The following is a 14509-nucleotide window of genomic DNA, read 5'->3' as shown; positions in this document are numbered from 1 at the left end:
AACCCTGCCTTTCTTCCGTTGATTCACAGGTGCCACACTCAATTCTTGAAATCAATATGCAAGTCTGTATACAGTTATGTATACAATTATTACTCGAAGGATTCGCGAACCATGACAGGGACGAATTACCTGACCGGAGCCGAGGCGATGGTGCGTATGCTCGAGGCGCATGGCGTGACGCATATGTTCGGCCTGTGCGGCGATACCACCTTGCCGTTCTATGACGCGCTCGCCCGAATGGATCACGGCATTCAGCACATTCTGACCCGCGACGAACGGCACGCTGCCTACATGGCGGATGGCTATGCTCGTGTGACAGGCAAGCCCGGCGTTTGCGAAGGCCCTTCCGGCGGTGGTGCGACCTACATTCTGCCGGGTGTGGTCGAGGCCAATGAAAGTTCGGTTCCAATCCTGGCGATCACGTCCGATGTGGCGACGACCAGCCGTGGGAAGTATCCTTTGACGGAACTGGATCAGCCAGCGTTGTTCCGCCCGTTGACGAAGTGGAACGCGTCTCTGGATGATGCTGCCCGTCTTCCGGCCATGGTTCGAGCGGCGTTCCGGGCGATGACAACGGGAACACCCGGCGCGACCCATCTGGCACTGCCGTTTGATACGCAGAAGGCACAGGTGGACGACGCGGAAATCTGGGCCGACGAGCGGCATCGCAGCTATCCCGCAGAGCGGGCTGCCCCCGATCCTGATGCCATCGAAGCAGCCGCAGCCATTCTTGCCCAGGCCAAAACCGCCGTCGCGGTATGTGGCGGCGGCCCGGTTCTGTCCGGCGCAACCGATGCGTTGCGCCGCGTCGCCGGTCTGCTGGATATGCCCGTCGCCACAACCGTTTCAGGCCAAGGGTCCATCGCCGAAACCGATCCTCTGGCCCTGGGTGTCGTCGGATCGAACGGCGGCATCCCCGCGACACGCGCCGTGGTGGATCAGGCTGATGTCGTCCTGTTCATCGGGTGCCGCGCCGGTTCGGTCACGACCGAACGGTGGAGAAGCCCCGGGCGCTACACCACGATCATTCACATCGACAGTGACCCCATGGTGATCGGCGCAAACTATCAGACCGAAGTCGCGATTTGCGCCGATGCCCGTCTGGCGTTGGAGGCACTTGCTCATGCACTGGAGCAACGGCAGGACCTGAACGGTCAAGGCGGAACAGCCAAGGCCCGCGCCGCGTGGGAGGCCAAGGCGGCGGCGTTTGCCCCCTTGGCTGCAAGTCGGGAAACCCCGATACGGCCCGAGGCTGTCATGGCGTCCCTGATGGACATTCTGGACGACGATGCGATTGTGGTCGCTGATCCCGGCACCCCCTGCCCCTATTTCAGTGCACATTACCGTTGGCGGCAACCCGGGCGGCGTTTCATCACAAATCGCGCGCATGGAGCACTGGGCTATTCTCTGGGGGCGGCCATGGGTGCACATGTCGGGCGGCCCTCGGTCAAGACGCTTGCCGTCATGGGTGATGGTTCGTTTGGGTTCGCCTGCGGTGAGTTTGAAACGATGGTCCGGCACAAAATGCCGATCACCTCGATCGTGTTCTCGAACTCGGTCTTCGGATGGATCAAGGCGGGTCAGGATGCTGGGTTTGATCAACGCTATTACAACGTTGATTTCAACCGGACCGACCACGCCGCTGTCGCAGCCGCCTTTGGAGTGAAATCATGGACGGTCAAGGACCCTGAGGACTTGCCGAAAGTGCTGAAACAGGCCCTCGAACATGATGGCCCCACATTGGTCGACATCCATTCGCAGCAGCTTCACGAGGCCGCTGCACCTGTGTCGGAATGGGTCGCGTAAGAGGCAATCGACGGGGTCAGCTGGGCCAGAAATTCCTGCGCAATCGTGGACAGGGGGCGCCCCTTTGCGGTGATGATTGCAAGATCCAGCATGACGGATGGCCTGAACGGGCGGGTCTTGTACCCGCTCTCACCATCGAACGTCACGGTAAAGGGATCGATCATCGCAACCCCCATGCCCTGTTTCACAAAACTCAGCAGGTTCTCGGACAGGTGCGTGTGAATCTGTGTCCGCCACGTTCGCCCGGATGCCTGAAAGATGTCGCGGGTTCGGCGGTGGGTTTGGTGTTCCGGACCCATCACGATGAAGGGCTCGTTTTCCAGTATTTCCGGTGTCAGAACGTCATAATCCGCCAAGGGGCTGTTTTCTGGAAAAGTCGCAAGTGTTTCGAATTGAAACACCTGATAATTCAGAGTGTCGTGCAGGATCGGCATCTCGACGATGCCGATTTCAAACAGGCCTGAAATCACCCATTCCTGAATCTTGGATGAATACTGCGACTGGAAACTGACGGACAGGTTGGGGCGGCTTTTGGCAAAACGAGCGATCTCGCGCGGCATGAAACCAAATGACAGAAGATGCGGTGCCGCAACCTGCAATTGACCGGGATGTTTGTTCTGCAAATCCGTCACGGCCTGCGCCACGTGATCCAGCCCGCGCACGACCGTGTCGACTTCGCGGAACAGCAGCTCGGCTTCCGGGGTGGGCAGCAAACGGCCCTTGTTGCGCTCGAACAGAGGCAGTCGTGCTTCGCGTTCCAACTGAGCCAACAGATTGCTGATACCAGGCTGGGATATCCCAAGTACCGACGCCGCACCGGTTACGGTACCGGTTTCCATGATTGCGTGAAACGCTTGAAGCTGGCGAAAGCGTAGGGACATGGATTACTGTATCATTTTTTCTGATGAACTGTCGAAGATATAGTATTTGAAATGATATGCTCGTCAAGGCAGGCTTTCGCTCAACCACAGGGGGCGGAATGAACGATCTGTCACAAAACATCATCGGTTACGACCTTTGGCACCTGAAGCTTCCGGTCACGTCCCGCCGAGATCACGGTATAGGATCCGTCGAAGGCGCCTGCGAAGTCGTCATGCTGCGACTGACATCCGAGGATGGCACACAGGGATTTGGCGAAGCGTCACCCTGGTCGGTGTTCACCGGCACCCCGGAAGCGACATTCGCGGCACTGGATCGATATATACGCCCTCTTGTTCTTGGCGCCCGCGTGGGCGACCGGTCAGCCATCATGGCGCGCGCGGCCTGTGCCGTGGCGCATTGCACCGAGGCCAAGGCCGCGCTGGAAACCGCGCTGCTGGATCTGGCCGGCCGTATCAGCGGCATCCCGGTCTGGTCTTTGCTGGGCGGTCGCTGCCGCAGCACCATTCCGCTCAGCTGTTCCATCGCCAACCCGGACTTTTCTCAGGACATAGACCTGTTGGCGCGGTTGCGAGAGGACGGCGTGCGGATTGTCAAACTCAAGACCGGGTTCAAGGATCACGCCTTTGACATCATGCGGTTGGAGTACCTTGCGCAGAACTGCCCTGAATTCTCGGTCCGCGTGGACTATAATCAGGGGCTGAGCATCGAGGAGGCTCCGACGCGGGTGCGGGACGTGGCCCGGTTCAATCCTGATTTCATCGAACAGCCGGTTCGCGCCCATCACTTCGGCATGATGGCGAAGCTACGTCATATGACCGATGTTCCCCTTCTCGCCGATGAAAGCGTCTTTGGTCCCGAAGATATGGAACGCGCCGCGCGTGAAAGCATTTGCGATGGTGTCTCGGTGAAAATAATGAAGTCTGGCGGACTGACCCGCGGGCAAACGGTCGCCCGCATCGCGGCGGCGCACGGCCTGACGGCGTATGGCGGGGACATGTTCGAGGCCGGCCTAGCCCATCTTGCGGGCACCCATCTGATTGCCGCGACACCCGAGATCACATTGGGCTGCGAGTTTTATCAGGCGTCCTATTTTCTGAAAGAGGACATTCTGGAAGAACCCTTCCGGATCCGGAACGGTCAGGTCTGCGTGCCCGAAACCCCCGGGCTTGGCGGCAGGCCCGAGGTGGCCAAACTGAACCATTACGCAGTGGCCAGGGCGGTTTCAGAATGAGCGACAAGAAAACCATAGCCATCATCGGCGCCGGTATCGTCGGCGTGTCGGCCGCGGTCTGGCTGCAACGGGACGGGCACGACGTGATCCTGTTCGACAAGGCCGGACCGGGTGAAGGCACGTCTCATGGCAATGGCGGTGTGCTGGCGTCCTGTTCCATCATACCTGTGACGGTTCCCGGACTGCTTGGCAAAGCACCCAAAATGTTGCTGAGTTCGTCGCAGCCGCTGTTTTTGAAATGGGGGTATCTGCCCAAGCTGCTCCCATGGCTCCGGCAATATCTGAGCCACGCGAACGTGGCAGACGTTGAACGGATCGCGGCGGCGCTGACGCCGATCGTCGGCGACAGCCTGAATGATCACAAGGCTTTGGCGGCAGGCACGCGCGCTGAAAAGTGGATCGTGCCCAGCGACTATCTGTTTCTCTACGAGAACCGGGCCCATTTTGAACAAGATGCGTTGGGCTGGGGAATAAGGCGGAAGAACGGCTTTGATTGGGAAGAACTGGAGGGCAAGGCGTTTCACGACTATGACCCCGTGTTCAGCCCGGATATCGGTTTCGCTGCCAAGCTGTCAAACCACGGTCATATCACCGATCCCGGGCAGTACGTGAAAGACTTGGCCGCCCATGTTGAGGACGGCGGAGGCCGGATCATCCGCGCCAATGTAGAAGACGTCACCCGCGACAACGGCCGCGTTACCGGTGTACGCGCGGATGGTGAGACCATCGCTTGCGACACCGCCATTGTCACGGCTGGCGTCTGGTCGGGGCCGCTGGCAAAGCGACTGGGGGTTTCTGTTCCTCTTGAAAGCGAGCGCGGTTATCATCTTGAATTGATGGCACCTTCTGCCATGCCCCGCAGCCCGGTCATGGTGGCTTCGGGCAAGTTTGTTGCCACGCCTATGGATGGGCGCATACGCTTGGCAGGTATCGTGGAGTTCGGTGGGCTGGACGCACCGCCCTCGCGCGCGCCGTTTGAATTGATGCGAAAGAATGCCCGGGCCGCGTTTCCGGGCATAACATGGAAGGAGGAAGTGGAATGGATGGGGCACAGGCCGGCCCCGGCTGACTCGATCCCGATCATAGGCGACGTGCCCGGAATCAAAGGGGCCTATATGGGCTTTGGGCATCATCACATCGGCCTGACAGGTGGGCCAAAGACCGGGCGGCTTTTGGCGCAGATGATTGCGGGCAGAACCCCGAACACCGACGTAAGCATTTATGCGCCGTCGCGCTTTGCACCATAAGAACAGACCGAAGAAAAACATCGGTATTTTAAAACTCGATAGGGAGAAAACGATGAAAACACTGACAAACCTTCTGGCGGCGACCGCTTTGACTGCCGCCGCGGCGGCACCGGCCATGGCCGAAAAATGGGACATGCCGATGGCCTATTCGGCGTCGAACTTCCATTCGGCCACCGGTGCGGAATTCGCCAAATGTGTAACGACCGGAACCGGCGGTGAGATCGAAATCGTTACGCATCCATCCGGCTCGCTGTTCAAAGGTGCCGATATCAAACGCGCAATCCAGACCGGGCAAGCCCCGATCGGCGAACGCCTTCTGTCCGGCCACCAGAATGAGAACGCGTTGTTCGGTTTCGATTCGATCCCGTTCCTTGCGACCTCGTTCGACGACAGCGCCAAGCTTTGGGAGGCCGCCAAGCCATCTATCGAAAAAGTATTGGCAGAGCAGAACCTGACGCTGCTTTATGCTGTACCGTGGCCGCCGCAGGGGCTGTATTTCAAGAATGAGGTGAACTCGGTCGCCGATATGAAGGGCATCAAGTTCCGTTCGTACAACAACGCGACTTCGCGACTGGCCGAGCTGACGGGCATGTTGCCGGTGACGATCGAAGCGGCGGAAATCAGTCAGGCTTTTGCGACGGGTGTCGCCGAGTCGATGGTGTCTTCGGGATCGACCGGGTATGACCGCAAGGTCTGGGAAAGCCTGAACTATTTCTACGAAGTCGATGCCTGGTTGCCGCGCAACTACGTGATGGTGAATTCGGATGTCTGGTCGGGCGTGTCCGACGCCAACAAGAACGTCATCAAGGCCTGCGCAGAGCTGGCGGAATACGCGGGCAACTGGCGCGCCAAGGAATATACCGGCTTTACTCTGCAAGGTCTGCGTGATGGTGGCATGACCGTCGGTCCGGCATCCGAGCAGATGACGAATGAACTGAAAGAGATTGGTGTGACCATGACCAATGAATGGCTGGAAGCCGCCGGCGACGAAGGCAAAGCCATCGTCGACGCGTTCAACGCCTCTCAGTAACCGTTCGAGGCAGGCGGCGCTGCATTGCGTCGCCTGTTTTCCATCCAATCATAACAAAGCGGGGACGCCATGGCGGTATTGCGGGGGCTTCGGTCCGTTCTGGATTTCATCTATCTTGCAGCGGGGGTACTGGCGGCGGTCAGCCTGATTGCCATTCTTTTGCTGATCGTCGTGCAGATGCTGGCCCGCTGGACCGGTGAAGTATTTCCCGGAGCGCCCGACTATGCCGGCTATGCAATGGCGGCGGCATCTTTTCTGGCCTTTGCCAATGCGTTGAACCGGGGCAGCCACATTCGGGTTTCGATCCTTCTGAACGCGGTACCGGACAGCGTGCGGCGTGTCCTTGAAATCTGGTGTTTCACCATCGGCACGGCCGTCATGTGGTATTTCTGCTGGTATGCCTATCGCTTCGTCTATTGGAGCTGGAAGTTCAACGACATCAGCCAGGGTCAGGACAGAACCGCGCTGTGGATTCCGCAATCCGCGATGCTGATCGGAGCCGTGATCCTGGCCATCGCGCTGACGGATCACCTGATCCACGTCCTGTTCAAAGGTGACCATCGCATTGTCCGCGATCTGGCCGACCAGAGCCACGGAGAATAGACGCATGGAAAATCTGTCTGTCATCATCCTTTTCCTTTTTGTTCTGTTCACCCTTCTCGGGACCGGTGTCTGGGTCGGCCTAGCCCTGATGGGGGTCGCCTGGGTCGGGATGGAGCTGTTCACCACCCGCCCCGTGGGCGACGTGATGATCACGACGATCTGGTCCGCTTCGTCGTCGTGGACCCTGACCGCCTTGCCCATGTTCATCTGGATGGGCGAAATCCTGTACCGCACGCGATTGTCCGAAGACATGTTCAAAGGGCTGTCCCCCTGGATGGCCCCCTTGCCCGGCGGTTTGGTGCATACCAATATCGTGGGTTGTACCGTCTTCGCGGCAGTCTCAGGTTCGTCGGCCGCAACGCTGACCACCGTCGGAAAGATGTCAATCCCCGAACTGCGGAAGCGCAACTACCCCGAACGGATGATCATCGGTACTCTGACCGGCGCGGCCACTCTGGGGCTGATGATCCCGCCGTCCCTAACCCTGATCGTCTACGGGGTGACGATCAATGAATCGATCACCAAGCTGTTCTTTGCCGGCATCCTTCCCGGTTTGGTGCTGGCAGCGATGTTCATGGGTTATGTCGCGATCTATTCCAAGTTGGGCAAAGATTGGACCCCGGATGTCGAGGGCAAGCTGAGCTTCTCCGAGAAAGTCAGAAATTCCCGCTTTTTGTTGCCTGTGATCCTTCTGATCACGGTCGTCATCGGCTCAATGTATCTGGGCTATGCCACTGCGACCGAAGCTGCGGCTTTCGGGGTGATCGGCGGCCTGCTGCTGGCGGCAGGCCAGGGGTCGTTGAACTGGAAGACATTCACTGAAAGCTTGATGGGCGCCACACGAACCAGCGCGATGATCGCCCTGATCCTTGCCGGCGCTGCGTTTCTGTCACTGTCCATGGGCTTCACCGGTCTGCCGCGCGGGCTGGCCGATCTGATTGCAGGTTGGGAACTGACCCGTTTCGAACTGCTTATGGTCCTGCTGGTGTTCTACATCATTCTGGGCTGTTTTCTTGACGGGATTTCTTCCGTCGTGCTGACCATGGCCGTGGTGGAACCAATGATCCGCGACGCTGGCATTGACCTGATCTGGTTCGGCATCTTCATCGTGGTCGTCGTTGAAATGGCGCAGATCACACCACCGATCGGATTCAACCTGTTCGTGATGCAGGGCATGACTAACCATGAGATGAGCTATATCGCACGCGCTGCGATCCCGATGTTCCTGATCATGGTGCTGATGGTTTTCATCCTCATCTGGTTCCCCGACCTCGCCACTTGGCTGCCCGAGAATTTGCGTCAGAGCCCGGGCGGGTAAAACGGCCTTGAACCTGCTCCATCTGACGGCCCGCCACGGGCCCCGTGTTCTGGTCGCCGGATTGGCGGCGGGTCTTCTATTGCCGGGTTTGGCCGAGCCCATGCGAGGCCTGCTGCCGCCCCTGGTCGTGTTGTTGCTGTTCGTCACCGTCCTGAGAATGGACCCCGAAACCATTCTTGGATCGTTGAGCGATCTGCACAAGGTCGCGTTCACCGTCATCGGGTTTCAATTCGTGATACCGCTGATCATTCTGGCCATCGGATTTGTCGGGGGATGGACCGGAACGCCGGTGCTTCTGTCCCTGCTCATCATGGCGGCTGCGCCCTCGATTTCCGGCAGTCCCAACATGTGTTTGATGATGGGCTACCCACCTGAACACGCGATGCGAATGATGGTGGTTGGGACCGCCCTGCTGCCATTGACAGCGTTTCCGGTGTTCCTGCTCATGCCTGAACTGGGCGGCATTCACTCTGTTCTGCTGGCCGGGTTGCAACTGCTGTTGACGATACTCTGCACAACCGGCGCCGCCATTGTTGTCCGGCGCGTCTGGTTGCGTTCACCATCACACTCCACATTGGTGAATCTGGAAGGGTTGGGCACAATCACCTTGGCCGTTTTTGTCATCGGCCTGATGCCTTCCGTCAGCACCACAGCGCTGAAAAGCCCGGCCGTCGCGGCCTTCTGGATCGCGCTCGCCTGTCTGGCCAATTTCGGAGCACAATTCATTTCGTTCCGGATTACCCGAGGACGTCTGCCGGCAGCCAGAGCAACCGCTGTCTCTTTGATCGCGGGAAACAGAAACATCGCGATATTCTTCGTTGCTTTACCGCCCGAGGTCACCGCACCCATCATGGCCTTCATCGGGGCGTATCAAATCCCGATGTACCTGACGCCAATGGTCATGCGTCATCTCTACATGAGGCAAGTCTTGCCCGAGTAGCTTTGGAAAGCCGCCTTAGGATATTTTTATCCCTTTTCTCCGATCCTTGTCGGCGTTGGGCCGATACGTCGTGCTTGGTTCAATGCAAAAAAACACGCTCAGGGAAATCGGGTGAATAATTGTCACTATTGACAGTTAATTGCACTCTTCCTATTTACTGTCAATGTTGACAGTAAAGGATATATCATGCCGATTAGCAAACTGGTCGTCGCATCTGTGATGACACTAGCTTCAACCCTCGGGGCATCCGCACAAACTCTCACTGCGACGGTGCAGGACGTGCGCAATGCAGAGGGTGATTTGATCATTGCCGTGTTCGATGACTCAAAATCTTTTAGGGCCATGGACGTGGCGAACGCGGCGGCCTTGGCTTCCATTCCTGCTGTCAAGGGCTTGGCTTCGGTCACCTTTCACAATCTCCCGCTTGGCACCTATGCGATTGCCGCGATTCACGACGAGAACAGCAACAACGACCTGGATACCGAGAAGGATGTCCCAACCGAAGGGTACGCCTTTGGCGGTATGGGGCAGAACGGTCTGCCGCCGGAATTCGCGGATGCCGCTGTCGCCGTCGGCACCGGTGCAACCGCAGACCTGAAGCTGAAATACTGGAAATAACATGATCGGGCGCCCCTCAAATCGTGATGAACGTTATGAGCAGATTATGCAGGCTCTGGTCAGATGTGTTGCGAGATATGGCCTTGATGGTGCATCGCTTTCGCAAATAGCCAAGGAGGCGGGCCTGACACGGCCTCTGATCCGGCATCACCTGGGCAATCGGGATGAATTGATTACGACCCTGCAAGACTATGTTCTGAAAAGTTTTTCGGAACAGTCTGACGCACTCGTTGCAGGCTTGCCGGCGTCGGGAAAATCAAGACATCTGATCGATCTTCTGTTCTCGGACATGAACCAGACGTCACCGGATATGGTACTTGCCTTCGCAGCACTCACCGCGCGGGCGGTCGAGGATGCTTCGCTTCGCCGGGCTTGTCGAGAGGCTCTGCTTGCCTTTGAAACTACGATTGCTGCGATACTGCGCGCGGATTTCCCGAATGTGGATGCCGCAAAGGTCAATACCGCCGCTCATGGCATTGTGGCGCTTTATTTCAACGCGACGTCTTTGGCCCCTCTGGATATGCCGAATGTCTGGAAAACTCAGGCCGAACAGGCCGCGCGTGCGCTGTTCAATGGCCTGGCGCAAGAACCATGACACGCAAGCGACAGCTGAACTACATCACCTTCGCGGCGCTGATGGTGACGACGGTACTTGGCTATCAGGCTCTGGGGGGGCTTCTTTTCATGTTCTGGACAATCCCGAATTTCTATTCCGGTCACGCTTTGCTTTTGACCGACGTAACCCGGGATGAGGACCCCATCCTGTTTTGGCTGATCCAACTCGCCTGGGTCGCATTAGGCCTGTCGATGATCGCCATCGACTTTCTCCCCCAAACGTTTTGAAAATTCCTTCACAAGAGGCTCAAATGAAACCCATGCTGCACCTTTTGCCGGTCGAAGCTTACACGAGCCAGGATTGGTTCGACCGGGAAATGCGCGAAATCTTCTCCAAAACCTGGCGCTACGCCGGTTTTATGGAGGATGTCAGTGAACCCGGCCAGTTCATCGCCGTGCAGGCCGGACTCAACAACATATTCGTGATCATGGGGCGCGATCGTCGCCTGCGCGCCTTCCATAACATCTGCCGCCACCGCGGAACCCAATTGATCCGCGCGGTTGGCAAAACGCAAAAAGCGTTGACCTGTCCTTATCACGATTGGACCTACGATCTTGAAGGCAATCTGATTTCGGTGCCGGATGAGCACGAGGAATTTGGCAAGGTCGACAAGTCCTGTCTTGGCCTGAAACCCGCCAAGGTCGACATCTGGAAATCGATGATTTTCGTCCATCCAGACCCCGACGCGCCTTCCATCGCCGAATGGTTCGGCCCCGTCGAACCCCATATCGGCCCGCACGTACCGGAAGAGCTGATTGAGTACGAAGACCTGAGCACCAGCTATGAGATAAAGGCCAACTGGAAGGTTGTCGTCGAAAATTACATCGACGTTTACCACCTGAGCCATCTGCATTCGAATACGCTTCAGATGTATGACCACAAATCCGCCGAATTCCACTGGGAAGGACCTCATTACATGTTTTGGGAGCCGCCCGTGGCAGAGTTTCTGGAAGATCAGGACAGCAAACTGACCGCCCCGCGCGTCATCCCCAAAGACATGAACGGCGCCTGGGTGCCGATGCTGTTCCCGGGGATTGGTCTGGCCGCTTCGGAAGATGGCTGGAACATCTTCATTGTCGAACCCCTGGGCCCGGAACTGACGCGAGTTCACAACCGCGGGCGGGTGTCCAACAGCTCGGAATGGGAATTCACCAAACAGTCGATGAAGTCGTCCTCTTTCTGGTCCAAGTTTGGAATAGCTGGGAAATACGAAGCCAATGACGCGATGGGCGAAGATGACCCGATGGTTGCCGGTGACTTTACCGGCGAAGATATCTACGCGTGCGAGCAACAGCAGAAATCCCTGCATTCTCCGTATTTTGAAGCAGGTCCGGCGGCAAACGGTGAAAGTCCCGTCATCGAGCACCAGAAAGTTGTTCTGCAATGGTTGGGGGAAGGGAAATGAACTCGCGTGATTTTTTCCCATTGCGCGTTTGCGGGACCAGAGTCGAGCCGGATGGCGTGGCAAAGACCGTTATGTTCGATGTCCCTGACCACCTGATGGACATATTCGCCTGGAGGCCGGGCCAACACGTGTCCGTTCGTTTCAATATTGATGGCGAAGAGCACCGTCGAAGCTATTCGATCTCCAGTTCGCCTTACTCCGGGGACCCGCTTCGCATCACCGTCAAACGGGTCAAGGGTGGCCGTGTCAGCAACTTCATCAACGACACTGTTCAGGAAGGGCAAACCATTGACGTCATGCCGCCATTTGGCAGTTTCTGCCTGGACCCCGACGAAACGGCGCGGCGCACCCATTACTTTTTTGGCGCGGGCTCTGGCATTACTCCGCTCTTTGCAATGCTGAACTCGGCTTTGACAGCCGAGCCCCATTCAGTCGCGCATCTGGTGTATGGCAACACAAACGCGAAGAGCATCCTGTTGCAGCACGAACTGAGCGTGCTTCAGCAAGCGCATCCCGAACGTTTTACAATCAACCATGTCTTTTCGAAACCCGGCTGGTGGTCCAGCGCCGAGTACTGGCGGCAAGGTACAATCGACAAGGCCGCAATCGAAGCGTTGATCGCCGAGTATCCACCTTACGCCCAGGACGCGCGGTACTATATCTGTGGTCCGGGCGATATGAACCAGGCCGTCAAATCGGCCTTGATGTCCATTGATGTTCCCCAGAACCGCATCCACATGGAAAGCTATGGTTCTGCGCCGGATCTGGACACGGGTATTGAAGGGGTGGACGCAAGCGCTGAATTGACGCTGGAAGGCACCCGACATCTCATTTCGGTCTCCAAGGGACAGACCATTCTTCACGCAGCGCAGTCAGCGGGGCTCAAGCCACCGTATTCCTGCCAATCCGGAGTTTGCGGCGCGTGCCGGGCCAAACTGACCGACGGCACAGTTCATATGCGGGCGCGCATGGCGCTGGAAGACAAAGACATCAAAGCCGGAGAAATCCTGACCTGCCAGTCAATACCCACGGCGGAAAAACTGACGATCAGCTTTGACCAGACCCGTCGCTGAAAAGCCGATGACGCGCCTGAGGCATGCCGGTTCACGCCGCCTCAGGTTCATTCACGGATCGGATCATGCGTCGGGCGCGCAATCTCGGATCACGAAGTGCTTGGTCGTTTCTTCCACGACTTCCCAATAGCCGCGAAAGCCATTGGGGATCAAAAAGCTGGCCCCGGTGCGAAAATCCTGACGGGTCCCGTCTTCGTGGATCAGGGCGCAATGGCCTTTGACGATATAGCAATATTCGTCCTTGTCCGTGAACGCGTGCCATTTGCCCGGCGTAGACGTCCAGGTCCCGGCAGACAATTGCCCATCCGGGCTGGTGAAGTGCATTCCAATCTTGTGATGCGGATCACCCTCGACAACGCGATCGGGAAGATCGGCCAAACGCCTTTCGCTGCGTGTTGCGGGCTCATCGAAAAGATTGAGTACCTGTGTCGTCATGAGGTCATACCCTCCTGCTGGTCATGTAGTGCGAGATGACGTGACCGGCCAATGGTCGGTCACGTGCTGGTCTTGGATTTCCGCCATCCTCTAATGAAACAAGTAGACACCCGCCAAAACCAGAGCAGCGATAAAGATCGTCTCGGCCACGATCAGGACGATGGCCTGCCCGCCCACATCCAGAATCCGCTTGAGCGACGTTTTCATGCCCACTGCCGCAATCGACACCAGCAGCGCCCACCGGCTGAGATCGGCCATGGCCGACGCTACCACTTCGGGGATCAGGCCCATTGAATTCAGGACGGCAAAGATCAGAAAGCCAACGACAAACATCGGCAAAATTGGCGGGCGCTTGCCGTCTTCCTCGCTGAACTCCGCATGGCGCCGGACAAGAAACGAGATGACCAGCACCACCGGGGCCAGCATGGCGACACGGATCAACTTGACCAAAGTCGCCACCTCACCGGTTTGGTCCGAAACCGAAAACCCGGCCCCGACAACCTGCGCGACATCATGGATCGTTCCGCCCAGGAAGACCCCTGAAACCTCGTCGTTGAACTCGAAAGCCTCGGTGAGGATCGGGTAGGCGATCATCGCGATTGTAGACAGAACAGTAACCGACAGTACCGTGAAAACCAGGTTCCGCTCCGAATGCTCGTTTTTGGGCAGAATGGCCGACAAGGCCATCGCGGCCGATGCACCGCAGATCGCAACCGATCCCCCCGTCAGCACCCCAAAGCGCCAACCACGGCCCAGAAGACGCGCGCCAAGAAGCCCGAACAGGATCGTGAGGATCACACCGGCAATCACAACGGCAATCAGATCAGCGCCAAGGCTCATCATCAATTCAACGGAAATACGCGCCCCAAGCAGCGCAACGCCAAAACGCAGAACCGTTCGTGCGGTAAATTCGATTCCGGCCTTGCAGTCGCCGGCATCGTCTTCGGCCAGGAAATGGAACGCGATGCCCAGCAACAGGGCCATCAGCATCGCCGGGGCACCATAATGTTCGGACAAGAACTTCGCTGCGACGGCAACAACCACGGAAACAAGGAAACCGTGCCCGTTCAAACGAACGAAAGACCGTGCCCGAAGCCACGGCGAGTTGGATGCACTCAACGCCTGCATCTTACTTCCTTTGCAATATTTGAGCTGCCTTTTAGGCAAAGCCTGCCCCCACCCGCACCGTATTCGGCCCGGGTGGAGGCATGATCAGATTACAGCTCGACCTGAGCTTTCATGTCGTCGGCCGAGATTCCTGCGACGGCGACGGGTTTTTTCATTGCGTCGCGGCGGAAGGGTTCG

15 protein-coding genes are annotated in these 14509 nt (G+C 57.8%); 12 read left to right on the top strand and 3 right to left on the bottom strand.

Features of this window, described 5'->3' with window-relative positions; translation table 11 throughout:
• Positions 1-111: 111 nt before the first annotated feature.
• A complete protein-coding gene (locus GOW31_RS21145) occupies positions 112-1806 on the top strand; it encodes a thiamine pyrophosphate-binding protein (RefSeq protein WP_171172706.1) in 1695 nt (564 codons plus the stop codon).
• On the opposite strand, the gene GOW31_RS21140 is transcribed toward GOW31_RS21145, so the two are convergent.
• A complete protein-coding gene (locus GOW31_RS21140; protein ID WP_171120833.1) occupies positions 1767-2687 on the bottom strand; it encodes a LysR family transcriptional regulator in 921 nt (306 codons plus the stop codon). The two genes, GOW31_RS21145 and GOW31_RS21140, sit on opposite strands and share 40 nt — an antisense overlap.
• A 98-nt stretch (positions 2688-2785) precedes the next feature.
• Between GOW31_RS21140 and GOW31_RS21135 the strand changes: the two genes are divergently transcribed.
• The 11 genes from GOW31_RS21135 to GOW31_RS21085 all read left to right on the top strand — a co-directional run bounded on the left by GOW31_RS21135 (position 2786) and on the right by GOW31_RS21085 (position 12769).
• Positions 2786-3919: an enolase C-terminal domain-like protein gene (locus GOW31_RS21135; RefSeq protein WP_171120831.1), complete on the top strand. Its 1134-nt coding sequence runs from the start codon at positions 2786-2788 to the stop codon at positions 3917-3919.
• Positions 3916-5166 (top strand): FAD-binding oxidoreductase, encoded by a 1251-nt coding sequence (locus tag GOW31_RS21130; RefSeq protein WP_171172705.1) that lies wholly within the window; start codon positions 3916-3918, stop codon positions 5164-5166. Before GOW31_RS21135 ends, GOW31_RS21130 begins: the two co-directional genes overlap by 4 nt.
• A gap of 52 nt (positions 5167-5218) precedes the next feature.
• Positions 5219-6196, top strand: coding sequence for a TRAP transporter substrate-binding protein (locus tag GOW31_RS21125; RefSeq protein ID WP_171120827.1), 978 nt, complete (start codon positions 5219-5221; stop codon positions 6194-6196).
• A gap of 69 nt (positions 6197-6265) precedes the next feature.
• The gene (locus tag GOW31_RS21120; protein ID WP_171172704.1) at positions 6266-6799 is read left to right on the top strand and encodes a TRAP transporter small permease; all 534 of its coding nucleotides are present in this window, start codon (positions 6266-6268) and stop codon (positions 6797-6799) included.
• 4 nt (positions 6800-6803) lie between these two features.
• Positions 6804-8117: a TRAP transporter large permease gene (locus GOW31_RS21115; protein WP_152460436.1), complete on the top strand. Its 1314-nt coding sequence runs from the start codon at positions 6804-6806 to the stop codon at positions 8115-8117.
• Between the two features lie 7 nt (positions 8118-8124).
• Positions 8125-9057 (top strand): hypothetical protein, encoded by a 933-nt coding sequence (locus tag GOW31_RS21110; RefSeq protein ID WP_171172703.1) that lies wholly within the window; start codon positions 8125-8127, stop codon positions 9055-9057.
• 186 nt (positions 9058-9243) lie between these two features.
• Positions 9244-9675 (top strand): DUF2141 domain-containing protein, encoded by a 432-nt coding sequence (locus tag GOW31_RS21105; RefSeq protein ID WP_171172702.1) that lies wholly within the window; start codon positions 9244-9246, stop codon positions 9673-9675.
• A 46-nt stretch (positions 9676-9721) separates the two neighbouring features.
• Complete coding sequence (locus tag GOW31_RS21100) at positions 9722-10270, top strand: TetR/AcrR family transcriptional regulator (protein WP_171172701.1); 549 nt, start codon at positions 9722-9724, stop codon at positions 10268-10270.
• Complete coding sequence (locus GOW31_RS21095) at positions 10267-10518, top strand: hypothetical protein (protein ID WP_171172700.1); 252 nt, start codon at positions 10267-10269, stop codon at positions 10516-10518. The genes GOW31_RS21100 and GOW31_RS21095 overlap by 4 nt, the downstream gene beginning before the upstream one ends.
• Positions 10519-10550: 32 nt before the next feature.
• A complete protein-coding gene (locus GOW31_RS21090; RefSeq protein WP_217356726.1) occupies positions 10551-11696 on the top strand; it encodes an aromatic ring-hydroxylating dioxygenase subunit alpha in 1146 nt (381 codons plus the stop codon).
• 56 nt (positions 11697-11752) lie between these two features.
• Complete coding sequence (locus GOW31_RS21085) at positions 11753-12769, top strand: 2Fe-2S iron-sulfur cluster-binding protein (protein WP_171172698.1); 1017 nt, start codon at positions 11753-11755, stop codon at positions 12767-12769.
• 63 nt (positions 12770-12832) lie between these two features.
• Here GOW31_RS21085 and GOW31_RS21080 read toward each other — a convergent pair whose 3' ends face one another.
• Complete coding sequence (locus tag GOW31_RS21080; protein ID WP_171172697.1) at positions 12833-13204, bottom strand: cupin domain-containing protein; 372 nt, start codon at positions 13202-13204, stop codon at positions 12833-12835.
• A gap of 90 nt (positions 13205-13294) precedes the next feature.
• Positions 13295-14332 carry a YeiH family protein gene (locus GOW31_RS21075; RefSeq protein ID WP_171172696.1) on the bottom strand — a complete coding sequence of 346 codons (1038 nt, stop codon included), beginning with the start codon at positions 14330-14332 and terminating at the stop codon, positions 13295-13297.
• Positions 14333-14509 lie beyond the last annotated feature (177 nt).

This window comes from Ruegeria sp. HKCCA0370 (assembly GCF_013033705.1).
Classification (GTDB): Bacteria; Pseudomonadota; Alphaproteobacteria; order Rhodobacterales; family Rhodobacteraceae; genus Ruegeria.
Note: the sequence above shows the minus strand (reverse complement) of the source record. Positions and strands in the feature narration are given on the sequence as shown.